General features: G+C 72.8%; 19 protein-coding genes. 9 read left to right on the top strand and 10 right to left on the bottom strand.

Annotation, left to right across the window (positions count from 1 at the left end):
* Positions 1-64 precede the first annotated feature (64 nt).
* Positions 65-1,459 carry a sensor histidine kinase gene (locus tag K2F47_RS17045; protein WP_242904359.1) on the top strand — a complete coding sequence of 465 codons (1,395 nt, stop codon included), beginning with the start codon at positions 65-67 and terminating at the stop codon, positions 1,457-1,459.
* 13 nt (positions 1,460-1,472) lie between these two features.
* Here K2F47_RS17045 and K2F47_RS17040 read toward each other — a convergent pair whose 3' ends face one another.
* The 9 genes from K2F47_RS17040 to K2F47_RS17000 all read right to left on the bottom strand — a co-directional run bounded on the left by K2F47_RS17040 (position 1,473) and on the right by K2F47_RS17000 (position 13,675).
* Positions 1,473-2,159: a response regulator transcription factor gene (locus tag K2F47_RS17040; protein ID WP_242904357.1), complete on the bottom strand. Its 687-nt coding sequence runs from the start codon at positions 2,157-2,159 to the stop codon at positions 1,473-1,475.
* Positions 2,160-2,259: 100 nt separating this feature from the next.
* On the bottom strand, positions 2,260-3,891 hold the full coding sequence (locus tag K2F47_RS17035; RefSeq protein ID WP_242904355.1) for an amidohydrolase: 1,632 nt from the start codon (positions 3,889-3,891) through the stop codon (positions 2,260-2,262).
* On the bottom strand, positions 3,892-6,897 hold the full coding sequence (locus tag K2F47_RS17030) for an aminotransferase class III-fold pyridoxal phosphate-dependent enzyme (RefSeq protein ID WP_242904353.1): 3,006 nt from the start codon (positions 6,895-6,897) through the stop codon (positions 3,892-3,894).
* A 51-nt stretch (positions 6,898-6,948) separates the two neighbouring features.
* A complete protein-coding gene (locus K2F47_RS17025; RefSeq protein ID WP_242904351.1) occupies positions 6,949-8,088 on the bottom strand; it encodes an ABC transporter ATP-binding protein in 1,140 nt (379 codons plus the stop codon).
* Positions 8,085-8,921, bottom strand: a complete 837-nt coding sequence (locus tag K2F47_RS17020) for an ABC transporter permease (protein ID WP_242904349.1) — start codon at positions 8,919-8,921, stop codon at positions 8,085-8,087. The genes K2F47_RS17025 and K2F47_RS17020 overlap by 4 nt, the downstream gene beginning before the upstream one ends.
* Positions 8,914-9,795, bottom strand: a complete 882-nt coding sequence (locus K2F47_RS17015; protein WP_242904347.1) for an ABC transporter permease — start codon at positions 9,793-9,795, stop codon at positions 8,914-8,916. Before K2F47_RS17015 ends, K2F47_RS17020 begins: the two co-directional genes overlap by 8 nt.
* A 7-nt stretch (positions 9,796-9,802) precedes the next feature.
* Positions 9,803-10,852, bottom strand: coding sequence for an ABC transporter substrate-binding protein (locus tag K2F47_RS17010; protein WP_242904345.1), 1,050 nt, complete (start codon positions 10,850-10,852; stop codon positions 9,803-9,805).
* Positions 10,853-10,899: 47 nt separating this feature from the next.
* On the bottom strand, positions 10,900-12,207 hold the full coding sequence (locus K2F47_RS17005) for an aminotransferase family protein (RefSeq protein ID WP_242904343.1): 1,308 nt from the start codon (positions 12,205-12,207) through the stop codon (positions 10,900-10,902).
* A gap of 10 nt (positions 12,208-12,217) precedes the next feature.
* Complete coding sequence (locus K2F47_RS17000) at positions 12,218-13,675, bottom strand: aldehyde dehydrogenase family protein (protein WP_242904341.1); 1,458 nt, start codon at positions 13,673-13,675, stop codon at positions 12,218-12,220.
* Between the two features lie 139 nt (positions 13,676-13,814).
* Between K2F47_RS17000 and K2F47_RS16995 the strand changes: the two genes are divergently transcribed.
* The 7 genes from K2F47_RS16995 to K2F47_RS16965 all read left to right on the top strand — a co-directional run bounded on the left by K2F47_RS16995 (position 13,815) and on the right by K2F47_RS16965 (position 20,658).
* Positions 13,815-14,306: a MarR family winged helix-turn-helix transcriptional regulator gene (locus tag K2F47_RS16995; RefSeq protein WP_242904339.1), complete on the top strand. Its 492-nt coding sequence runs from the start codon at positions 13,815-13,817 to the stop codon at positions 14,304-14,306.
* 121 nt (positions 14,307-14,427) lie between these two features.
* Positions 14,428-15,378 (top strand): hydroxymethylglutaryl-CoA lyase, encoded by a 951-nt coding sequence (locus tag K2F47_RS16990; RefSeq protein WP_242904331.1) that lies wholly within the window; start codon positions 14,428-14,430, stop codon positions 15,376-15,378.
* A complete protein-coding gene (locus tag K2F47_RS16985; RefSeq protein WP_242904330.1) occupies positions 15,365-16,108 on the top strand; it encodes an enoyl-CoA hydratase/isomerase family protein in 744 nt (247 codons plus the stop codon). The genes K2F47_RS16990 and K2F47_RS16985 overlap by 14 nt, the downstream gene beginning before the upstream one ends.
* Positions 16,105-17,292 carry a CaiB/BaiF CoA transferase family protein gene (locus tag K2F47_RS16980; protein WP_242904328.1) on the top strand — a complete coding sequence of 396 codons (1,188 nt, stop codon included), beginning with the start codon at positions 16,105-16,107 and terminating at the stop codon, positions 17,290-17,292. Before K2F47_RS16985 ends, K2F47_RS16980 begins: the two co-directional genes overlap by 4 nt.
* 2 nt (positions 17,293-17,294) lie before the next feature.
* Positions 17,295-18,098 carry an enoyl-CoA hydratase/isomerase family protein gene (locus K2F47_RS16975; protein WP_242904326.1) on the top strand — a complete coding sequence of 268 codons (804 nt, stop codon included), beginning with the start codon at positions 17,295-17,297 and terminating at the stop codon, positions 18,096-18,098.
* Positions 18,095-19,699 carry an AMP-binding protein gene (locus K2F47_RS16970; RefSeq protein WP_242904324.1) on the top strand — a complete coding sequence of 535 codons (1,605 nt, stop codon included), beginning with the start codon at positions 18,095-18,097 and terminating at the stop codon, positions 19,697-19,699. Before K2F47_RS16975 ends, K2F47_RS16970 begins: the two co-directional genes overlap by 4 nt.
* The gene (locus K2F47_RS16965; protein ID WP_242904322.1) at positions 19,696-20,658 is read left to right on the top strand and encodes an NAD(P)H-dependent flavin oxidoreductase; all 963 of its coding nucleotides are present in this window, start codon (positions 19,696-19,698) and stop codon (positions 20,656-20,658) included. The genes K2F47_RS16970 and K2F47_RS16965 overlap by 4 nt, the downstream gene beginning before the upstream one ends.
* A 134-nt stretch (positions 20,659-20,792) precedes the next feature.
* Here K2F47_RS16965 and K2F47_RS16960 read toward each other — a convergent pair whose 3' ends face one another.
* Positions 20,793-21,314, bottom strand: coding sequence for a DoxX family membrane protein (locus K2F47_RS16960; RefSeq protein ID WP_242904320.1), 522 nt, complete (start codon positions 21,312-21,314; stop codon positions 20,793-20,795).
* 231 nt (positions 21,315-21,545) lie between these two features.
* On the opposite strand from K2F47_RS16960, the gene K2F47_RS16955 reads away from it, so the two are divergent.
* Positions 21,546-22,175, top strand: coding sequence for a superoxide dismutase family protein (locus K2F47_RS16955; protein WP_242904318.1), 630 nt, complete (start codon positions 21,546-21,548; stop codon positions 22,173-22,175).
* The last annotated feature ends 61 nt before the right edge of the window (positions 22,176-22,236 follow it).

Genomic DNA, 22,236 nt, shown 5'->3' with positions numbered 1-22,236 from the left:
GGCCGGCACCACCTCACCCCGCAGCGCCGACAACGACGTCGCGCACATCTGGACAGGGCACCCGATGACACCTCACCGCACCCCGCCCCCGGCCCGCCACCGGGGCGCACAGCTGCGCCACCACCTGCTGGGATGGCTGATCGGCTGCACGGCACTGGCCATCGTCGTCTCCGCCGTCCCGCTGACGCTCACGATCCAGCGGCTCTACCGCGACGAGGCCGTGGCCAACCTCGACCGCGCCGCGCAGGGGCTCCAGTTCGCGGAGGAGGCGCGGACCTTCCATCCGGAGACCACGCCCGGCCCCATCCCCGTCCCCGGCGAGCCGAGCGACGTCCCCGGCCACGGCACCCGCCCCTCCCCCAGCGCCTCGCCCGGGACCGGCACGCAGACCAGGGCGGACACCACGGGCGGCACCGTCGAGACGCTGCTGCGGATGCCCGAGCCCGGCGTGAAGTCGCCGGTCATCGGCCTGTACGGGCCCACCGGGTCGCGCTTCGGCGGCGACGGCCCGGCCAGCTCGGCGACCGCCGCGCTGAGCCGGGACGGCCACATCCACGACGCCGTCGAGGACGGCCAGCTCACCGCGACCGCGCCGCTGCTGCACCAGGACGGGTCGATCACCGTCGTCCGCGTCGGCGTCCCCTACGCCCGGGTCCGGCACCGGACCGAACGCGCCTGGGCGCTGATCGTGCTCGGCGGGCTGCTGCTGCTCCTGCCCTCGCTCGTCGCCGCGTCCCGGCTCGCCGGCCGTGCCGCGCGGCCGGTCGAGCAGCTCGCCGAGGCCGCGCGGAACCTGGAGGCGACCGTGGCGCGCGAGCGGCTGTTCAGCGCGGACGTCGCGCACCAGCTCCGCACGCCGCTGACCCGGCTGCTGCTCGGCCTGGAGGCCGGGCTGCACCGCACCGACGACCCGCGCGCGGCGATCCGGACGGCCGTCGGGCGCGGCTGGTCGCTGGTCGACACCGTCGAGGAGATGCTCCAGCTCGCCCGCGAGGACCACACCCGCGAGCGGGTCGACGTCGGCGCGCTGCTGGCGGAGGTCCGCGACCGCCGGGCGCCCGACGCCGAAGAGGCCGGACGGGTGCTCGTGCTCGCCGTCCGGCCGCCGCTGCCGCCGGTGCTGGCCGCGCCCGCCGCGCTGGCGCAGATCCTCGACGTGCTGATCGACAACGCGCTCGCGCACGGCGCCGGGACGATCACCGTGACCGCCTACCACGCCGACCCCGGCCTCGCCGTCGAGGTCATGGACGAGGGCCCGGGGCCCGATCCCGACGACGACGTGTTCCAGCGCCGCCCCCCGTCCGGCGGGGACGAGCAGGCGCCCCGGCACCGGATCGGGCTCTCGCTCGCCCGCTCCCTGGCCCACGCGGAAGGAGGGCGCCTCTACCTCAGCAGCACCGAACCCGTCGTGTTCCGGCTCCTGCTGCCGACGGCGAACCAGCACACGCCCTCAACCTGACCGCCCGCGACGATCAAATGATCTCGTAGCGGTAGCCGTGCCCCCGCACGGTGGAGATGCGGCCGGGATCGTGGCCGTGCGCGGACAGCCGCCGGCGCAGGGTGCAGACGTGCACGTCCAGCGTCTTGGTGGCGCCGAACCAGTTCGCGCCCCACACCTCGCGCATCAGCTCGTCCCGCGAGACGTCCCGCCCGGCGCGCGCGACCAGCGCGAACAGCAGGTCGAACTCGCGGGGCCGCAGGGTCATCTCGACACCGCCGACGAACGCGCGGCGCGCCGCCACGTGCAGCCGCAGCTCGCCGACCGACACCAGGCCGACGCCGGGACGCGGATGGCCGCGCCGCCGCAGCGCCCGCAGCCGCGCGAGCAGCTCGCCGAGCCGGAACGGCTTGGTGACGTAGTCGTCGGCGCCCGCGTCCAGCGCCATGACGACCTCGGGCTCGCGCGTCCGGGCCGTCAGCACCAGGATCGCGACCTCCGGGACCGAGTCGCGCAGCCACCGGCACAGCGTCACGCCGTCCATGTCGGGCAGCCCGAGGTCGACCACGACGATCTGCGGCGGGCTGTGCAGGACCGCCCGCGCGGCGGGGCGGCCCGCCCGGCTCCAGGTGGCCGAATATCCCTGTTCGGTCAGTATCTCGACGAGATCCGAGCCGATCTCGGGATCGTCTTCGACGATCAGCAGATCACCAGGGGACACGAAACCATCGTAGAACGCTCCGTCCCGATCAATCGGCAGGGGTATTTCACAGCCGCCCCGGCGTATTCACATTTCACTATGGCTCACCGCGAGTGATCGATCAGGTCGAATGAACGATCTTGCCTCCGGCGACGGTGAGGGTGGTGGACAGCTCCCTGAGCTCGGTTATCCCGGCGGTCAGCGGGTCGCCGTCCAGGACGGCGAGGTCGGCGAGGTGACCGGGCGCGACCACGCCCTTGTGGTGGTCGGCGTGCTCGAAGTGCGCGGGGTCGCTCGTCCACAGCCGCAGCGCCTGCTCGCGGGTGAGCCGCAGGTCCTCCGGGACGTCGGCGAACGGGCCGGGAGCGGCGCCGACGAACGTCGCCATGCCGCGCCGCCAGTCGGGGAAGGTGACCGGCGCGTCTGAGCTGTCGGCGACCTTCACCCCGGCGGCGAGCAGGGCTCCGGCGGGGAACGCGCGCGCCCAGCGGTCCGCGCCGATCGAGCGGGTCATCGACGCGCCGCTGTGGGACTTCATCAGCGAACTGGTGATCACGCCGACGCCGTGCTCGGCCATGCGCGCGTAGCTGTGCTCGGCGAGCAGCGTCCCGTGGATGAGGGCGTGCCGCGCGTCCGGCCACGGGTCGCCCTTCTGCGCGCGGACGAACCCGTCGATCGCGGCGTCGGCGGCGCGGTCGCCGGTGACGTGCACCTGCGCCTGGAGCCGGTGGCGGTGCGCCAGCTCGATCAGGCGCATCAGCTCCTCGTAGCGGGCGTCCTCGTCGTCGCCGTGCGTGACGAGGTGGCCGGTCCCGCCCTCGGGGTAGGGGTGGTGCAGCCAGGCGCTGCACTGGGTGGGGACGCCGTCGGCGAACAGCTTGCAGCCGCCGACGCGCAGCCAGTCGTCGCCGAGCCCGGTGGACAGGCCCGCGTAGGCCAGCGACCGCGCCAGCCCCTCCGACGTCGTGGACGTGGACGGCCAGTCCCAGTGCAGCAGCGCGTTCACCCGGAGGGTCATCCGGCCCTCGCGGCGCAGCGTCGTGTAGTCGCGCAGCAGCTCCGGCCAGACGACCGGGTCGGTGGCGCTGGTGAAGCCGAGGGAGTTCAGCACCCGCATCGCCGAGACGATCGCGTCCAGCCGGTCCTGCTCGGTGTGCGCCGGGACGTGCCGGGTGACCAGCTCCTTCGCCGACTCCAGCAGGTGCCCGGTCGGCTCACCGGACGGGTCGCGCTCGATGACGCCGCCCGGCGGGTCCTGCGTGTCGCGGGTGATCCCGGCGATCTTCAGCGCGACCGTGTTGACCAGGATCGAGTGGCGCGAGGCGTGGTGCAGCAGCGCCGGGCGGTCGCCGGTCGCCGGGTCGAGGTGCGAGCGGTGCGGCACCGGGTCGAACTCGGGGATGTTCGCCTCCCGGAAGCCCTCCCCGATCAGCCAGTCGCTGCCCGCGGGGCCGGGGCCCGCCCCGGCCAGCTCGGCGTGCAGCGCGGCGAGCGAGGTGACGCCGTTCAGGTCGGCGCCGAGCGCGGCCAGGCCGAACATCGCGAGGTGCAGGTGCGCGTCGTTGAGGCCGGGCACGACCGTGGCCCCGGCGAGGTCGACGGTGGTGGTCCCCGCGCCGGCGAACTCCCGGACGTCCCGGTCGTCGCCGACCGCGACGATCCGGTCGCCCGCCACCGCGACGGCGGTCGCGGTGCGCGACTCCCCGTCCAGCGTGAGGACGTTCCCGCCGAGCAGCACCAGATCCGCTGCCATTTACCAGCCTTCCTCTAGAACGGCGTCCAGCGCGGCGGCGAACTCGTCCGCGTGGTCACGGGTGAACGACAGCGGCGGCTTCAGCTTGAGGATGTTCCACGCGGGCCCGGTCGGGTAGACGAGGACGCCGCGGTCCTTCAGCCGCTCGCAGATCAGCAGGGTCTCCTCCGACGCGGGCTCCTTGGTGCCGCGGTCCAGGACGAACTCGACGCCGCTGTAGAAGCCCTGGCCGCGCACGTCGCCGATCAGCTCGTGCTTGGGCGCGAGCGCGGCGAGCACGTCCCGCAGGTACTGGCCGGTCTCCAGCGCGTTCTGTTGCAGGCCCTCCTCCTCGACGACCTTCAGCAGCTCCAGGCCGACCGCGCAGGCGACCGGGTTGCCGCCGTAGGTGGAGAAGAACCTCCCGGTGGCGTCGAACCCCTGAGAGATCTCACGGGTGGTGACCATCGCCGCCACCGGGAAGCCGTTGCCCATCGCCTTGCCCATCGTCACGAAGTCCGGGACGACGTCGGGCCCCTGCGTCTGGAAGCCCCAGAACGCCTCGCCGAGCCGTCCGAACCCGACCTGGACCTCGTCGGCGATCGTCAGCGCGCCGTGCCGGGACGCGGCGGCGAAGATCGGCGCGAGGTAGCCGGGCGGCAGCACGACCTGGCCGCCGCCCGCCAGCAGCGCCTCGAACAGGTACGCGGCGGGCGGGCGGCCCTCGGCGGCGAGCCGGTCGAAGGTGTCGATGACGTGCTGCGCGTAGTGCGCGCCCGCCTCCGGGTCGTCGTAGCCGTAGCGGCCCCGGTAGCGGTCGGGCACGGGCGTCGGGTGGGTGGTGTCGGGCTTGCCGTAGTGCTTGTAGCGCGACGGGCTCACGTCGGCGACCGTCGTCGTGTAGCCGTGGTAGGCGTCGTCGATGATCACGACGTCGTCGCGCTTGGTGAGGTAGCGCGACATCCGCAGCGCGAGGTCGTTGGCCTCGCTGCCGGAGTTGACGAAGTAGACGACGTCCAGGCCGTCCGGGAGCGTCGCGGTGAGCCGCTCGGCGTACTCGGTCAGCACGTCGTAGACGAACCGGGTGTTGGTGTTCAGCCTGCTCAGCTGCCGCGCGGCGACCTCGACGAGCTTCGGGTGGCCGTGCCCGACCAGCGTGACGTTGTTCAGCGCGTCCAGGTAGGAGCGGCCGTGCTCGTCGTAGAACCGGCAGTCGCGGGCGCGGACCATCGCGATCGGGTTCGTGAAGTAGGTCGGGTGGGTGTTGGGCAGGTGGTGGTGCCGCTTCGGCAGCGCGCGGTCGGCGGTGGGCACCCACGCTGTGACCGGCGCCGCGACCGCGTCCTGCGCGCCGAGCAGCGGGGTCGGGTCGGGGAACAGCTCGCGCCAGAGCGCGCTGCCGTCGCCGGGCGCCAGGTGCGGGACGTCCGGCCAGGACGCGACCGGCACGGCCGTGACCTGGAGCCGCACGCGCGGCGGCAGCCCGTCGGCGGTCTCGGCGGCGACCGCGCCGAGCGTGCCGCCCGCCGCGACGTCGTCGCCGGCGGCGAGGCGCGTGGACACACCGGTGTGGACGGTGCGGAAGCGCACGCCCTCGACCGGCTCGTGGAGCAGCACCAGCGCCGGGGCGGTGGCCTCCACCCGCCCGGCCAGCGGCGCGCGGACCTCGGTGCCGGAGGCGGCGAACACCTCGACGCCGAGCGTGACGTCGGCGCCGCGCCGCCGCGGCGCAATGAACCGGGGCTCGGCGTAGCGGCCCACCGGCGTCTCCGGCCCGAACGCGAGGATCGCTTCGCGCGCGGCGGCGCGCAGGGCGTCGGGCTCGCGGGGGTCGGCGCCGTCGTAGCAGTCGCCGCTCGCGCCGAGGTCGATCACCGCGAGCGGTCCCGCGACCGGCGGGGTGATCGCGGCGGTGTTCTCGGCGAGCCAGGCGGCGGCCGTCGCGGTGGCGGGGTGGGCGGGCAGCCCGCACGCCGTGCGGACGGCCGCCGCCCCCATCTCCGCCGGGACCTCGGCGAGCAGCCGGGCCAGGTCGGAGGCGCCGGACCGGCGGTGCCGGGGGTCGCCGTGCGCGCGGCCCGCCGACAGCCGCGCGGTGGTCGCCGCGACCGCCGCCGACCGGATCGCGACCAGCGGGAACAGCAGGTCGATCTCGTCCTCCGACAGCGGGCACGCGGCGTGGTAGGCGGCGGTGAGCGTCGCGGCGACCTCCAGCGGGCGGTCCGCGCCGCGCATGACGCTGGACAGCAGCACGGCGAGGTCGGCGACCCGGGGGACGGCCGCCGCGTCGCCGAAGTCGATCACCCCGGACACGCGGGTGCGGCTGCCCTCGGCGCGCACCAGCACGTTGAAGACGTTGAGGTCGTGGTGGACGACCGCGACCGGCAGCCCGTCCAGCCGCCCGTCCACCAGCGGGAGGTAGCGGGCCTGGATGAGCGCGGCGGCCGCGCGCAGGTCCGGGTCCTCGACGTGCGGCAGCGAGTCGGTGAGCGCCGTGCCCGCGTGCGCGAACTCCCAGTAGTGCGCCTCGGGCGGGTCCTGGTGGGTGAACTCGGCGGTCGCGGCGGCGAGCCGCCCGGAGACCGCGCCGACGTCGGCGAGCAGCTCGGGCGAGCGGCGCGGCGCCTCGGCCAGCGGGACGCCGGACACGAACGTCAGCATCCGGACGAGCAGCCCGTCCACGATCCGGTCCCGCGCGCCGTCCAGGCCGGGGACGACGCGCGGCACCTCGAACCCGAGGTCGCGCGCGGCGAGATGGTCGAGCAGCGCGGTCTGGAACTCCGCCGCCCGCCGCTCCCCCGGCCCGGTGACCTTCAGGACGTAGCGCGCGCCGGTCTCGTCGGTGACCTCGGTGTTGCGGTCGGTCTCGCCCGCCAGCGGCCGGAGCGCGACGGGCCTCGTGACACTGCCGAGCCCGTAGCCGTCCCGCAGGACGTCCCGGAGGAAGCCGTCGGTCACCTCGGGCGGGCCGGCGGTGATGCGCTCGTAGCGCGGGTCGGTCGCGGTGCCGTCGGTGTGCGGTGCCACGGAAGGAACTCCATTCGCGAAGGTGGATCGGTGCGGTGGGAGGGCGGTGGATCAGGCCCCGGCCGGGACGGCGGCGGGCGCGGTCCCGCCCGCGTGGTCGCGGACGATCGCCTGGTGCCGGGGGTCCCAGCTCACCGTGACGCCCTCGCCCGGCATCGCGGGCAGCGGCGAGCCGACCGGGTGCGAGGCGAGGCCCCGGGTGCCGTCGGCGAACTTCAACCCGACCTGGTGCCGGTCGCCGACGTAGACGATCTCGGTGACGGTCGCGCCGACGCAGTTGTGCTCGGCGTGCACCTCGGACGCGTCGACGTGCAGCCTCAGCCGCTCGGGACGCACGACCGCGACGCCCGCGCAGCGGTCCAGCTCCGGGTCCAGGCGCGGCGCCCGCAGCGCGTTCTCGCCGCACTGCAAGATCCCGGCCGCCTTGTCGACCGTCCCCCGGAACCCGGTGGACTCGCCGAGGAACTCGGCGACGAACAGCGTCTCCGGCCGCTCGTACAGGTCGGCGGGCTTGCCGACCTGCTCGATGCGGCCCTCGTTGAAGACCGCGATGCGGTCGGAGAGCGTCAGCGCCTCGTGCTGGTCGTGGGTGACGAAGATGAACGTCATGCCGAGCTCGCGGTGCATCCGCGCGATCTCCCGCTGGAGCTGGTCGCGCAGCCGCTTGTCGAGGGCGCCGAGCGGCTCGTCCATCAGCAGGGCCCGGGGCTCGTAGACGACCGCGCGGGCCAGCGCGACCCGCTGCTGCTGGCCGCCGGAGAGCTGGCCGGGCAGCCGGTCGGCGTAGTCGCCGAGGTGGACGAGGTCGAGCGTCTCGGCCACCCGCTTCGCGATCTCCGCCTTCGGCATCTTGCGCTGCTGGAGCGGGAACGCGACGTTCTTGGTGACGCTGAGGTGCGGGAACAGCGCGTACTGCTGGAACACCACACCGAGGTCGCGCTTGTGCGGCTTCAGCCGCGACACGTCGCGGCCGTCGATCTCGATCGACCCCGCCGACACCGACACGAACCCGGCGAGCATCGACAGCATCGTCGTCTTGCCCGACCCGGACGGGCCGAGGAACGTCATGAACTCGCCGTCGGCGATGTCGAGCGACACCTCGTCCACCGCCGGGCGCGACGTCCCGGTGTAGAGCTTGGAGACCCCCTTGATGCGGATTCCGCGGGCGGCTTCCTTGCTGCTGGGGTTCATCGTGTCCTCCGCTCGCGGCGCACGAGCTGCGGGACGAGCAGCACGAGGGTGGTCGCGACCACCATCACGCTCGACGCCGCAGCGATGGTGGGGTCGATTTCCAGGGTGATGGAGTTGTACATCTGCACCGGCAGGGTCTGGATGTCGGGTGTCTGGAGGAAGAGCGCGACGACGACCTCGTCGAGCGAGGTGACGAACGCGAACGCGAAGCCGGACAGCACGCCCGGCAGCACCTGCGGGACCGTGATGCGGAAGAACGTCGTCCACGCGGTGGCGCCGAGGGTCGCGGCGGCGATGTCCTGCGTCCGGTCGTACCCGGCGAGGCTGGTGGACACCGCCGTCACCACGAACGGCAGCGCGAGCACGGTGTGCGCGATCACGAAGCCGATCGCGGTGCCGTTGAGCTGCCAGCGGATGAACACGCCGTAGATCGCGATCGCGACCACGATCCCCGGCATGATCATCGGCGCCATCATCAGCTGCCGGACGGCGCCGCGCCCCCGGAACCGCGACCGGGTCAGCCCGAGCGCGACCGCGACCCCGAGGATCGTCGCGGCCACCGCGACCAGCAGCCCGATCTGGACCGAGGTGAGCAGCGCGTACATCCACTTCTCGGAGCCGAAGAACGACTTGTACCAGCGCAGCGACCACGACTTCGGCGGGAACTCGAACGTCGTGGCCCCCGAGAAGCTCATCGGGATCACCACCACGGTCGGGGCGATCAGCAGCAGCGCGGTCAGCCCGACGGCCGTCCGCAGACCCCAGCCGATCCCGCCGTCCCGCTGCGCCCTGACCGGTTCCTTCTCGCGGGTTTCCACAGCCTGCTCAGTCATGGGTCACCGCCCCTCCGAGGGCCCTCGCCGGTCCGCCGAACCGCGACACGATGAACAGCACCAGCAGCGTCACGCCGAGCAGGACGGTGCCGAGCGCGCCCGCGCCGCCGAAGTCCAGCAGCTTGCTCACCCGCTCGCCGATCACCTGCGAGATCAGCGAGTTCTGCGGCGAGCCCAGCAGCGCCGGGGTGATGTAGAAGCCGAGCGTCATGATGAACACCAGCGAGAAGCCCGACAGCATGCCCGGCACCGACAGCGGGACGTACACCCGCGCGAACGCCCGCCAGCGCGGGGCGCCGAGGCTGCCCGCCGCGTCCAGCAGCCGCTTGTCGATCTGCTCCATGGCGCTGTACAGCGGCAGCACCATGAACGGCAGCATCACCTGCACCATCGCCACCGTGACGCCCGCGACGGTGCCGAGCAGCACGACGCCGTCGAACCCGATCAGGCCGAGGAACCGCTCGATCGGCCCGCCGCGCTGCTCCAGCATGTACCAGGCGAAGTTGCGGGCCATCAGCGACGTCCAGAACGGCAGCAGGACGATCACCGTCAGCACCGCGCGGGTCCGGGGGCGGACCTTGGTCATCGCGTACGCGTACGGGTAGGCGATGACCAGCGTCGTCGCGGCGACGATGAGCGCGGTGACCAGCGTCCTGACCAGCACCTTCACCGACAGGCCGTCGTGCAGCAGCGCCGTGTAGTTCCCGAGGCCCGCGTCGGGCTCGGTGAGGCTGCGCCACACGATCGTCGCGATCGGATAGAAGAAGAACACCAGCAACAGCGCCGTCGCCGGCAGGACGAACCAGGCCGCGCGCCCCCGGGTGCGCGGTGCCCCGCGTACCTGCGACCGTGCCTTGACCGTCGTGGTGGTCATGGATGCCTCACCCCGCGAGCCAGGTGGTGTAGCGCTTGGTGACCTCGTCGAAGTTCTTGCCCCACCAGTCGGAGTTCGAGCGCACGATCGAGTGCTTGCGGTCGGGCGTGAACGGGTTGACCCGCTGCTGGATCGGGTCGTACTTCGGCACGATGTTCTCGTTGATCGGCTGGACGGAGGCCAGCTGCGCGAGCTTCGCCGACGGGTCGTTGCGGGAGGCGAAGGCGATGAACTTCATCGCCTGTTCCTTGTTCGGTGCCCCCTTGGGCACCACCAGGTCATCCCAGTTCACTACCGTCTTGTCGAAGACGGGCTCGAACGGGGCGCCCGCCTTGAGCGACTGGTAGGCCCGGGCCGACAGCACCAGGGCCATGTCGACCTGGCGGTCGACCATCATCTGCTGCTGCTGGCCGTAGGTCTTGGCGAAGGTGGTGGACTTCTTGATCGGCTGGAGCTTGCGGAACGCGCGGTCGAGGTCCAGCGGGTAGAGCTGCTTCTCGGGGACGCCGTCGCCGAGCAGGGCCGCCTCCAGCAGCCCCACCGCGATCTCCGGCGGGACGATCCGCCGCCCGGGGTACTTCTGGACGTCGAAGAAGTCCCCGATCTTGGTGGGCGGGTTGTCCTTGTACTTCTGCTTGTCGTACATGAAGATCAGGCTGTAGTTGTACGCCGGGACGCCGCAGTCCCCGACCGTCCCCGGCGGGAAGACGTTCTTGTCGATGACGGAGAAGTCGAGCTTCTCCAGGTACTTGCCGCAGTACTGCACGGCGGCGGCGGCGCTGGTGTCGACGACGTCCCAGCTGACCTTGCGCGCCTCGACCATCGTCTTCATGCGCGCCTCGTCGACCGGCCCGTCGTTGCGGACCTTCACCCCGGTCTGGGCGGTGAACGGCTCGGCCCACGCCTTGTTCTGGTAGTCCTGGAAGGGGCTGCCGGTCGACACGAACGTGAGCGCGTCGCTCTTGTTCGAGGGATTGCCGATGCCGCATGCCGCGACCATGGTCACGGCCAGACCAGCGGCCGCCGCCCTGGTCTTGATGCCTATGTTCCGACGCACGGTCTTCCTCCAGTGCTCGGTAGTGGGTCCCCGACGGATTCGTTGACTTAGTGCGCCGCCCTGACCTGCTCGATCAGGACCCGCGCGAGGGTATCCACCTGCTCCTCTGTGATCACCAGAGGCGGAGACAGGACGATGCTTGTGCCGGACGCGCGGACGATCACGCCCTCGGCGCGCGCCCCGGCCTGCACCCCGGAGGTGTCGCCCCCGGTGAACTCGATGCCGAGCATGAGCCCGACGCCGCGCACCTCGAGGACGTGGTCGAGCTCCTCCAGGGGGCGCAGCGCGTCCAGCAGCCGCGTACCGAGCGTGGTGGCTCGTTCCAAAAGATTTTCCCGCCGCAAAATCTCGATGTTGGCGAGAGCGACGGCGGCGCCGACCGGATGGCCGTTGTAGGTGAAGCCGTGCAGGAAGGCCGCGCCTCCTGCCAGGTCGAGGACCCGCTGGCCGATGAGAACGGCCCCCATTGGAATGTATCCGCTGGACAGGCCCTTCGCAGTGACGATCATGTCAGGCTCGATGCCGTACCGCTCGCTGGCGAACCAGTGGCCGGTGCGGCCGAACGCGGTGACGATCTCGTCGACGATCAGCAGGATGCCGTGCCGGCGCAGGACCTCCTGCACCCGCGGCCAGTAGCCGTCCGGGGGCGGGACCATGCCGCCGACGCCGAGGACGGGCTCGCCGATGAACGCGGCGATCCGCTCCGGGCCGATCGACTCGATCCGCTCCTCCAGCTCGGCGATCAGCCGGTCCGCGGTGCCGGGGTCCCCGGCGACGGCGTGCGGCTTGCCGAGGAACTCGATGCCGGGGACGAGCGGCCCGTAGCCCTCGCGCAGCCGGTCGATGCCGGTCGCGGCGAGCGAGCCGCCGCCCATCCCGTGGTACCCGGCCGAGCGGGCGAGGACGATCGTGCGCTCCGGGTGGCCCGCGTGGTGCTGGGCGAGCCGCGCCAGCTTGATCGCGGTCTCGTTGCCCTCGGAGCCGCCGTTGGTGAAGAACACCCGCCGCAGGCCCGCGGGGGCCAGCTCCAGCAGCTTCTCGGCCAGCCTGATCGACGGCTCGTTGGAGTAGTCGCCGAACGAGGAGTAGAACTCCAGCTTGGCGATCTGCGCGGCGGCGGCGTCGGCCAGCTCCCGGCGGCCGTGGCCGACCGGGCACTGCCACAGCCCGCAGGTGCCGTCGATGTAGGACCGGCCCTGCACGTCCCAGACCACGGCGCCCTCGCCGCGGTCGAGGACGAGCGGCTCGGCCGGCTCCCCGATCACGCTGTGCGGGTGGATGATCGTCCGGACGTCCCGCTCGGCGAGGTCCGTCGCGTCCGCCTGCTCGCGGGTGGCGTGCTGTTCCATCGTCATGGCGCCGTCCTCACAGCCTCACCGAAACGGACTTGGTCTCCAGGTAGGCGTCGATGCCCTCGCTGCCGCCCTCGCGCTCCTGGCCGCTGTTCTTCATGCCGCCGAACGGCAGCTCGGGACGCACCGGCGCGGGGTCGTTGACCGCGACGATGCCGAAGTCCAGGGACTCCACGGCCCGCCAGATCCGGCTGAGGCCCGAGCCGAAGACGTAGGCGGCCAGGCCGTACTCGCTCGCGTTGGCGCGGCGCAGCGCGTCCTCGTCGTCGTCGAAGGCGTAGATCGGCAGCACCGGCCCGAACGTCTCCTCGGAGCTGATCAGCATCGAGTCGTCCACCCCGGTCAGGACGGTCGGCTCGTAGAACGCGCCGGTCAGCCCGGGACGCGCGCCCTCGCCGGTCCAGCGGCGGCCCCCGGCGGCGACCGTCGCGCCGCGCTTGACGGCGTCGGTGACGTGCCGCTCGACCTTGTCGAGGCCGGCGAAGTCGATCAGCGGGCCGAGCGTCGTGCCCTCGTCGGCGCCGTGGCCGAGGCGCAGCGCCGCGACCCGCTCCAGCAGCAGCGGCAGGAACTCCTCCAGCGCGCCGCGCTGGACGTACAGCCGGTTGATCGCGATGCAGCTCTGCCCGGCGTTGGCGAACTTGGCCGCGCTGACGGCCGCGGCGGCGGTGGCGAGGTCGGCGTCGCCGAACACGATCGCCGGGGAGTGCCCGCCCATCTCCAGCGAGGTCCGGCGCAGCCGCGCCCCGGTGGAGCGGATCAGGCCGAGGCCGACCTCGGTCGAGCCGGTGAAGCTGACCTTGCGCAGGCGCGGGTCGTCCAGCAGCGCGCCGACGACCTCGGCCGGGCGCGTCGTGGTGATCGACTGGAGCACGCCGGCGGGCAGCGCGGCGGCCTCGTTGATGATCCGGACGAGCTCGGTGCCGATCATCGGGGTCTGCTCGGCGGGCTTGACGATCACCGGGCAGCCGGCGGCGAGCGCGAGGCCGACCTTGCGGACCAGCATGCTCGCGGGGAAGTTCCACGGGGTGATCGCGAGGGCGGGGCCGACCGGGGTGCGCAGCACCAGCCCGGGACCGGCCTGGTTGCCGGGGGTGACGCGCCCGTCGGCCCGGCGGCCCTCCTCGGCGGCCCAGTCGAGCATCCGGGCGCTGCCCATGACTTCGCCGCGCGCCTCGTGCAGCGGCTTACCGTTCTCGCTCGTCATCAGCTCGGCGAGCGGCTCGGCGGCGGCGCGGATCGCGGCGGCGGCGGCCCGCAGGGCGGTCGCGCGGTCCTCGGAGGGCGTCGCGCGCCAGGCCGGGAACGCCGCGCAGGCGGCCTCCAGCGCCGCGAGCGCCTCGCCGGGCCCCGCGTCGGCGGCGTGCGCGACGACCTCCAGCGTCGCCGGATCCACCACCTCGAACGCGGTGGGCCCCGGGCGCCACTCCCCGTCGATCAACAGGGTGGCGGTGGACGGCTCTGCGGGCATTGGCGCCCCTCCTCGGTCTACGGCTCACTCGGTACGCTGCTCAACCGACGGTGATCGGTACAGGTCAGCAGTCTGAGAACCAAGTGTTGTATTTGTCAACACCTTCCGAGGTATCGATTCGCGGCTTTACAGTGGGCGCATGAACGCAGATCCCGCCCGCTCCGCGGATCCCGCCGCCGAAACGACCGCGCTCCTGCCGATCCGGGAGCTATTGTCCTACCGGCTGCACCGCGTCGCGAACGCGCTGTCGCGCAGCGCCGCCCTCCGCTACCGCCGCGAATACGGCGTCAGCCTGCACGAATGGCGGACGGTCGCACTCCTTGGCGCCGACGAGCCGCAGACCGTCAACCAGCTCGCCCGGCTCGCCGGGCTGGACAAGGCACAGATGAGCCGGGTGGTGACCAAGCTGACCGAGCGCGGCCTGCTGGAGCGCCAGCCGGGGCCCGGCCGCAGCACGCAGCTCTCGCTGACCCGCAGCGGAAAGTCGCTCTACCGAGGTTTGATCTCGGCCGCCAACGACCGCAACGAGGCGTTCCTGGCCTGCCTCACCCCTGACGAGCAGGAAGTCCTCGACTCGGCGCTGCGCAAGCTGGCCGCCGTGGGCCGCGCACTGGAGCGTGCCGAACACTGAGTGCGACCGCTCGTGACTCATCGTGCGCGACGCGGCCTCCGGTGTTGACATCATCAACACCATCCGTGTATCCCTCAAGGTGATGACCCGTGTGGCGACACTTCAGGAGGGGCGGCCGTACATGACCGACGGAGTCACGATCTGCGAATGCTTCGCCCGTGACGGCCTGCAGCACGAGGAGACGCACGTCCCGGCGGACGTCAAGATCGCGCTGATCGGCGCGTTCGCCGACGCGGGGTTCCGCCGCGCCGAGGCGACGTCCTACAGCCACCCCGGGCGGGTCCCGGCGTTCTCGGACGCGAGCGAGGTCCTCGCCGGGCTCCCCCGGCCGGCGGGCGTGTCGTACAAGGCGACCTGCCCGAACCCGCGCGCCGTCGAGCGCGCCCTCGCCGACCTCGACGCCGGGCACGGCGCGGACGAGCTGAGCCTGCTGGTCTCGGCGACCGAGTCGCACACCGAGCGCAACATGCGCACCACCAGGGAAAAGCAGTGGGAGCGGATCACGGAGATGGTCCGGCTCGCCGGCGGCCGGTTCAAGCTGGTCGGGGTCGTGTCGGTGGCGTTCGGCTGCCCGTTCGAGGGGCAGGTCGACCCCGGCGTCGTCGCCGATGACGCGGCGCGCTTCGCCGACCTCGGCGTGGACATGGTCACGCTCGGCGACACCACCGGGCTCGCCACGCCGAGCGCGGTGAAATCCCTGTTCAAGCGCGTGTCGTCGGCGCGTCCCGACATTCCGGTCGTGGCGCACTTCCACAACACCCGGGGCTCGGGCATCGCCAACTGCGTGGCGGCGCTGGAGGCCGGGTGCCGCGACTTCGACAGCTCCCTCGGCGGGGTGGGCGGCCACCCCACCCGCATCCAGTACGGGCAGGGCATGACGGGGAACGTCTGCACCGAGGACCTCGTGAACCTGCTGGAGTCCGAGGGCGTGGACACCGGCCTCGACCTCGACAAGGTCATGGCCGCGTCGCGGATGTGCGAGGAGGCGCTCGGCCGGTCCCTCTACAGCATGGTCGCCCGCGCCGGGTTCGGCCCGGCCTGCCGGAAGGAGTTCCAGGATGCTCACGCGTGACACGTCGACCGACGTGCTGGTCACGGAGGACCACGGCGCCGTCCGGGTCCTGCGGCTGAACCGTCCCGCCAAGCTCAACGCGCTGAACACCGAGCTCACCGCCGCGCTGCTCGCGGCGCTGCGCGCGGCCGACGCCGACGGCGCCGTCCGCGCGGTCGTGCTGACCGGGACGGGCCGCGCGTTCTGCGCGGGCGCCGACCTGACCGAGTTCAAGGACCTGACGCCCGACGACCAGACCGCGGTCGTCCGGCGCGCGGAGCTGACCATGCGCAGTCAGATGCTCCCGCAGCAGCTCACCAAGCCGGTGATCTCCGCCGTGCGGGGGCACGCGATGGGCGGCGGCGCGGGCCTCGCGATCGGCTGCGACATGATGGTCGCCGCGTCCGACACCAAGCTCGGGTACCCCGAGCTGCGGCACTCGCTGGTCCCGGCGGTCGTGATGACCGGGTTGCAGCGGCACTTCGGCCGCAAGTTCGCCTTCGAGCTGATCAGCACCGGCCGCATCCTGAGCGCGGCGGAGCTGGCCGAGCGCGGCATCGCCAACCGGGTCGTCGAGCCCGGCGCGGAGGTCGAGGCGGCGCTGGAGATCGCCGCCGGCTGGGCCGAGGTCAACGCCGACGCGATGATCGCGGCCAAGGCGCTGTTCTACCGGGTCGCCGACCTGCCGTTCGAGGAGGCCATGCGCACCGGCGCGGACGTGAACGCGATCATGCGCGGGTTCCGCCCGTGAGGCCACTGGACGGAATCCGCGTACTGGACTTCTCCCGGGTGCTCGCCGGCCCGATGGCCACCCAGATCCTCGCCGACCTCGGCGCCGAGGTGATCAAGGTGGAGCGGCCGGGCGGCGGCGACGAGTCGCGGCTGTTCGAGCCGAAGCTGCCCGGCGGGGAGAGCGCCTACTTCTTCGCCTTCAACCGGGGCAAGCGCTCGATCACGCTCGACCTGTCCACCCCCCGGGGACAGGAGATCGCGCGGGGGCTCGCCCGGCAGGCCGACGTCCTGGTCGAGAACTTCCTGCCCGGCGCGATGGAGCGGCGCGGGCTCGGCTACGAGGCGCTGGCGAAGGAGAACCCGCGCCTGGTGTATGTGTCGGGGACCGGGTTCGGCCAGAGCGGCCCCTACTCCGACCGCAAGGGCTACGACACGATCTTCCAGGCGCTGTCGGGCGTCATGGCGCTGACCGGGCACCCGGGCACGCCGCCCGCCAAGGCGGGCGTGCCGATCGCCGACCTCACCTCGGGGCTGTGGATCGTGATCGCCGCGCTGGCCGGGCTGGCCGGGCGCGACGCGTCCGGGCGCGGCGGGCATGCCGACCTCGCGATGATGGACGTGCAGGTCAGCCTGCTCGCGGTGGCCGCCGCGCGGCTGTTCGCGCTGGACGAGGACCCGGTGCGCACCGGCACCGGGCATCCGGGGCGCGTGCCGTCCGCCGCGTTCGAGTGCGCGGACGGCCGGTGGCTGCACATCAGCGGCAGCGACCACCACTGGCGCCCGCTGTGCAAGGTCCTCGGCCTGGACGAGCTGGCCGCCGACCCCGACCTCGCCACCAACGCCGGACGCGTCGCCCGGCGCGCTCACGTCACGGCCGCCCTCACCGAGGCGTTCGCCGGATGGCAGCGCGACGAGCTGGCGGCGGCACTGCGCGCGGCGGGCGTGCCCGCGGGCGAGGTGAACTCGGTGCGGGAGGCGCTCGCCGACCCCCACACGGTGGAACGCGGCATGGTGCGGCACTTCGAGCACCCCGTCGAGGGCCGCTTTCCGGCGCTGCGCACCCCGTTGCGCATCGACGGCTACGACGATCCGGAGCCCGCCGCGCCGCCGCTGCTCGGCTCCGACACCGCCGCCGTGCTCGGCGAGCTGCTCGGGCTGGGCGAGGCGGAGATCTCCCGGCTTCGCGACGAAGGGACGATTTGAGCATGGCCGTTGAGAGCGACGACGATCCCGTGCTGGTGCGCCGGGAGGACGGCGTGGCGCACGCCGTGCTGAACCGGCCGGCCGCGCGCAACGCGCTGAACCTCCCGATGTGCCACCGGCTGCGCGAGACGTTCGCCGAGCTGGACGCCGACCCCGGCGTCCGCGCGGTGCTGCTGCGCGCGAACGGCCCCGCGTTCTGCGCGGGCGCCGACCTGCGCGAGCGCAAGGGCCGGGACGAGGCGTGGGTGCGCTCGCGGCGGCTCGCGTCCTTCGCCGCCTACGAGGCGATCGAGCGCTGCTCCAAGCCCGTGGTCGCGCTCGTGCAGGGCCCGGTCGTCGGGTCGGGCGGGGAGATCGCCATGTCCTGCGACTTCGTGGTCGCCTCCGACGACGCCACGTTCCGGTTCCCCGAACCGCACTGGGGCACGGTCGGCGCGACGCAGCGGCTCCAGCGGGTGATCGGCAAGCGCCGCGCGAAGGAGCTGCTGTTCACCTCCCGCACGATGGGCGCCGAGGAGGCCGCCGCCGTGGGGCTGGTCGCGCGGCTCGTCCCGGCGGCGGAGCTGGCCGAGGCCGGGGAGCGGCTCGCCCGCACGATCGCGGACGCGCCGCCGCTCGCGATCGCGCTCACCAAGCAGGCGATCGACCTCGGCGCCGAGACCGACCTCGCCAACGGCATCAGGATCGAGATGGCCGCGATCGAGCGCTGCCTGGCCGACGGCGCCTGGCGCAACGGCGTCAGCGCCTTTGAGGGGTCTATCCGTCCGGCGTCGGGGGAGCAGACTGTGAAGGAGGAGGGCCGGTGAACCTGGAGGCGATCTGTCCGCTGACCGCCGACGCGGCGCTGCGCCGCGCGGCGGCCGTGGGCGCGGACGTCCAGGCGATCGTCTCCGCGCAGGGGACCATCACCTACGCGGAGCTGGACGCGGAGGTCACGGCCGTCCGCGCGGCGCTGGCCGCCGCCGGTGTCGGCCGGGGCGACCATGTGGCGGTCTGCCTCGGGAACGGTCCACGCTGGGTGTCGCTGTTCGTCGCGATCGGCTCGCTCGGCGCGGTGACGGTACCGGTCAACACGCGGCTGCGCGCCGACGAGATCGCCTACGTGCTGCGGCAGTCCCGCGCGAAGCTGCTGTTCACCGCCGACCGGTTCCTCAGCAGCGAGTTCTGCGCGATGCTGCGGCAGATCTGCCCCGGCATCGACAAGGCCCTGCCCGACCCGGCGCTGCCCGACCTGAAGGATGTGGTCGTGCTCGGAGCGGACGTGCCGTCCGCCGCGCGGTCGTGGGAGGAGTTCCTCGCCGTGGACGCGCCGCCCGTCGAGCCGTGCTCGGCGCCGGGCGACGTGCTGCTGATCCAGTACACCTCCGGCACGACGTCCTATCCGAAAGGCGTTTTGCTGACGCACCGCAACATGTGCGCGGACGCGTTCTTCTCCGGCGCGCGGCTCGGGCTGCGCGCGGGCGACCGGTTCCACAGCGCGCGGCCGTTCTTCCATGCGGCGGGCAGCACGTTGTCGGTGCTGGCGTGCCTCCAGCACGTCACGACGCTCGTGACCATGGACCGGTTCGAGGCCGGTGAGGCGCTGCGGCTGATGGAGGCCGAGCGCTGCACCCACTTCTCCGGCAACGACACGATCGCGCTGATGCTGCTGGACCACCCCGACCGGCCGGGACGGAAGCTGAGCCTGCGCGGCGCGTGGGCGGCGGCGTCGCCCGGGATCGTCCGGCGGATCATCGACGAGCTGGGCGCGACCGAGTGCGTCGTCGGGTACGGGCTGTCGGAGGCGTCGCCGAACGTGGCGCAGTCGGCCTGGTGGGAGCCCGAGGACGTGCGGGCGTCCGGGCGGATGCTGCCCGAGCCCGGCGTCGAGGTGCGGCTGCGCGACCCCGAGACCGGGCGCGAGGTGCCGACCGGCGAGGTCGGCGAGATCCTCGTGCGCGGATGGAACGTCATGCAGGGCTACTTCGAGATGCCGGACGAGACCGCCGCCGCCCTCTCCCCCGGCGGCTGGCTGTCCACCGGCGACCTCGGCCGGCTCGGCCCCGACGGGCGGCTGGAGTTCGTCGGCCGCGCGAAGGACCTGATCCGCGTCGGCGGCGAGAACGTCTCCCCGACCGAGGTCGAGGACTGCCTGCACCGCCATCCGAAGATCAAGCAGGCGGCGGTGGTCGGCGTGCCCGACGCGCGGCTGATCGAGGTGCCGTTCGCGTTCGTCGTGCTGACCGAGGGCCGCGAGGCCGAGCCGGAGGAGATCCTCGGCTGGGCGCGCGAGCGGCTCGCCGGGTTCAAGGCGCCCCGCCACCTGCGGGTCGTCGCGGGCTTCGAGGAGTTCGGCATGACGGCCAGCTCGAAGGTGCAGAAGCGGCACCTCGCCGAGCACGCGCGGAGACTGCTGGAGGACGGGTGAGGATCGACACGCCGCTCACCCGGCTCCTCGGGACCGAGCTGCCGATCGTCCAGGCCGGGATGTCGTGGGCCTCGTCGGGCTCGGCGCTGCCGCTCGCGGTCTCGCGCGCGGGCGGGCTCGGCGTGATCGCCGCCGGGCCGATGCGGCTGCCCGACCTGGAGCGCGCGATCGACGAGGTCGAGGCGGGCACCGACCGCCCGTACGCGGTGAACCTGCCGCTGTACCGCAAGGGCGTGGAGGAGGTCATCGACCTGCTGTGCGAGCGGCGGGTGCCGGTCCTGATCGCCTCGCAGGGCGGCCCGAAGCGCTACCTGCCGCGGTTCAAGGACCTCGGGACGACCTGCCTGCACGTCGTCGCGGGCGAGGAGCACGCCGCCAAGGCCGTGGGCGCCGGGGTGGACGGGCTCGTCGTCGTCGGCGCGGAGGCGGGCGGCCATCCGCCCGCCGCGCTGGTGTCGACGCTGGTCATGGTGCGGTCGGTGGTGAAGTCAGCGCCCGGCGTCCCGATCGTCGCCTCGGGCGGCTTCGCCGACGGCGCGGGCCTCGCGGCGGCGCTGTCGCTCGGCGCGGACGGCGCGCAGTTCGGCACCCGCTTCCTCGCGAGCGTCGAGTCGAACCTGCATCCCGCCTACAAGGAGGCCGTGCTCGCGGCGGGCGTCGGCGACACCCGGACGGTCGGCCACCAGATCGGGATGATCCGGCTGCTGGCCAACGAGTTCGCCGACCGGATGGGCGAGCTGGAGCGCACCGGCGCGGAGCTGGACCTGCGGCGCGCCGTGTTCGCCGCGTCCACGCTGCGGATGGCGGCGTTCGAGGGCGACGTCGCGCGGGGCAAGGTCGAGGCCGGGCAGTCGGCGGGCCTCGTCACCGAGATCCTTCCGGCGGCGGAGATCGTCGGGGAGCTGGTGGCCGAGTACGCGGCCACCCTCGACCGTCTCCCTCCGGTGGACCCTTCCTAACGGGCGACACCGCACTTACGTGCGGGTCCATCTGTCGCTGTCCCCTCACGGCGGGTCGCCTTTTTCGGACCGGCCATTACGACGGCCCGCCGTGAGGTTGGCTCAACGCTGAAAATCAGCGCGGGGAGGCGGCCTCAGCGCAGGAACGGGTAACGGCGGACGAGGGCCGTCCGGGACCAGGGGCCCCCGAGGCCGAGGACGTCACCGGCGTTGGCCGCCGCGGCCGCGATGAGCAGGGCCGCGTAGATCCAGTGCTCGTCCATGAACGGGTTGGCCTCGGGCCACAGCGAGGCGGCCCACAGGTTGAGCAGCAGGAGCGTTCCACCCGCCGCGGCGATGCGCAGGCAGATGCCGAGGGTCAGCGCGATCCCGAGACCGCCGAGGCCGAACACGAAGGCCGCGTCGACCCAGGTCTGACCTGCCATGGAGTGGAACATGCCCTTGAACGGGCCTTCGGTGTGGCTGAGGAAGCCCTTGGACGGGGAGGTCCCGTCCAGCCAGCCGGACTTGGTCGGCTTGCCGAAGCCGAAGGTCTTGTCGAGGAAGGCCCAGAGGAAGATCCAGGCCAGGAACAACCGTCCTACGGCGAGGACGTACGGGCGGGAATGGGAGGCTGTGCGGGGGGCGTGGGACGTGGGGTGGGTCCTGACGGACATCGTTGGCTCCCGTTTGGCGGGGACAGGGGTGGGGCCGATCCGATAGGTAAGTTTCCTATTAATTTGTGGATAAGACCAGACCCCTTCACCTGCGTTCTGACCCTCGCTGCCAACCGCTGTTCCTTGCCTGCCCGAATCGCCGGAACCCTTGCGCCACAGGGCCTGCCGCGCTACCAAGGGCCCCGGCGGGCGCCTTGCCGCAGTTGCCCGCCCATCCGGAAAGGGACGGACATGAAGAAGATCCTTTCGGTCGCCCATCTCACGGTGCTGGCCACGGTCGGCGGGCTGGCGGGGACGGTCGCGGTCTCCGCCGCCGTCAACGCCGCCACCGACGGCGGACACCGCGCCCTCACCGCCCAGATCCGCGACGTCAAGGGCAACGTCGTCGGCGCGCTCACCGTCGCCGACCAGGGCCCGACCCACGAGAAGCTGACCGTCCGGGCGTGGAACCTGCCGCCCGGCTTCCACGGCTTCCACGTCCACACGACCGGCAAGTGCGACCCCGAGGCCGTCGACCCCAACACCGGCAAGGTCAGCCCGTTCTTCACCGCGGGCGGCCACCTGAACCTCGACCCCGCCCACACCCACCCCTCGCACTCCGGCGACCTGCCGACGCTGCTGATCGACGAGAGCGGGAAGGGCTCCGGCGAGACCGTCACCGACCGCTTCCAGGCCAAGCACCTCCTGGACGCCGACGGCAGCGCGATCATCATCCACGCGCTGCCCGACAACCACGCCAACATCCCCGACCGCTACGCCACCGCGGACGGCAAGAAGGGGCCCGACACCGCGTCCCTCGCCACGGGCGACGCGGGCGGCCGCTTCGCGTGCGGCGTGATCGGCCAGGCCAGGCGGAACTGAGCCCCGCGCCCGGCAGCGCCCTTGGTCCTCACGGGCGGAACGAGGGCCAAGGGCGGGCCGG

The organism is Actinomadura terrae (genome assembly GCF_022751215.1).
GTDB lineage: Bacteria > Actinomycetota > Actinomycetes > Streptosporangiales > Streptosporangiaceae > Spirillospora > Spirillospora terrae.
Note: the sequence above shows the minus strand (reverse complement) of the source record. Positions and strands in the feature narration are given on the sequence as shown.

What these genes read in the sequence shown, in the direction of transcription:
- K2F47_RS16995 (WP_242904339.1), top strand. Translation starts at nt 13,815, where the DNA reads ATGAACGCAGATCCCGCCCGCTCCGCGGATCCCGCCGCCGAAACGACC.
- K2F47_RS17005 (WP_242904343.1), bottom strand. Translation starts at nt 12,207, where the DNA reads ATGACGATGGAACAGCACGCCACCCGCGAGCAGGCGGACGCGACGGAC.
- K2F47_RS16985 (WP_242904330.1), top strand. Translation starts at nt 15,365, where the DNA reads ATGCTCACGCGTGACACGTCGACCGACGTGCTGGTCACGGAGGACCAC.
- K2F47_RS17015 (WP_242904347.1), bottom strand. Translation starts at nt 9,795, where the DNA reads ATGACCACCACGACGGTCAAGGCACGGTCGCAGGTACGCGGGGCACCG.
- K2F47_RS16960 (WP_242904320.1), bottom strand. Translation starts at nt 21,314, where the DNA reads ATGTCCGTCAGGACCCACCCCACGTCCCACGCCCCCCGCACAGCCTCC.
- K2F47_RS16990 (WP_242904331.1), top strand. Translation starts at nt 14,428, where the DNA reads ATGACCGACGGAGTCACGATCTGCGAATGCTTCGCCCGTGACGGCCTG.
- K2F47_RS17035 (WP_242904355.1), bottom strand. Translation starts at nt 3,891, where the DNA reads ATGGCAGCGGATCTGGTGCTGCTCGGCGGGAACGTCCTCACGCTGGAC.
- K2F47_RS17025 (WP_242904351.1), bottom strand. Translation starts at nt 8,088, where the DNA reads ATGAACCCCAGCAGCAAGGAAGCCGCCCGCGGAATCCGCATCAAGGGG.
- K2F47_RS16955 (WP_242904318.1), top strand. Translation starts at nt 21,546, where the DNA reads ATGAAGAAGATCCTTTCGGTCGCCCATCTCACGGTGCTGGCCACGGTC.
- K2F47_RS17020 (WP_242904349.1), bottom strand. Translation starts at nt 8,921, where the DNA reads ATGACTGAGCAGGCTGTGGAAACCCGCGAGAAGGAACCGGTCAGGGCG.
- K2F47_RS16975 (WP_242904326.1), top strand. Translation starts at nt 17,295, where the DNA reads ATGGCCGTTGAGAGCGACGACGATCCCGTGCTGGTGCGCCGGGAGGAC.
- K2F47_RS17045 (WP_242904359.1), top strand. Translation starts at nt 65, where the DNA reads ATGACACCTCACCGCACCCCGCCCCCGGCCCGCCACCGGGGCGCACAG.
- K2F47_RS17000 (WP_242904341.1), bottom strand. Translation starts at nt 13,675, where the DNA reads ATGCCCGCAGAGCCGTCCACCGCCACCCTGTTGATCGACGGGGAGTGG.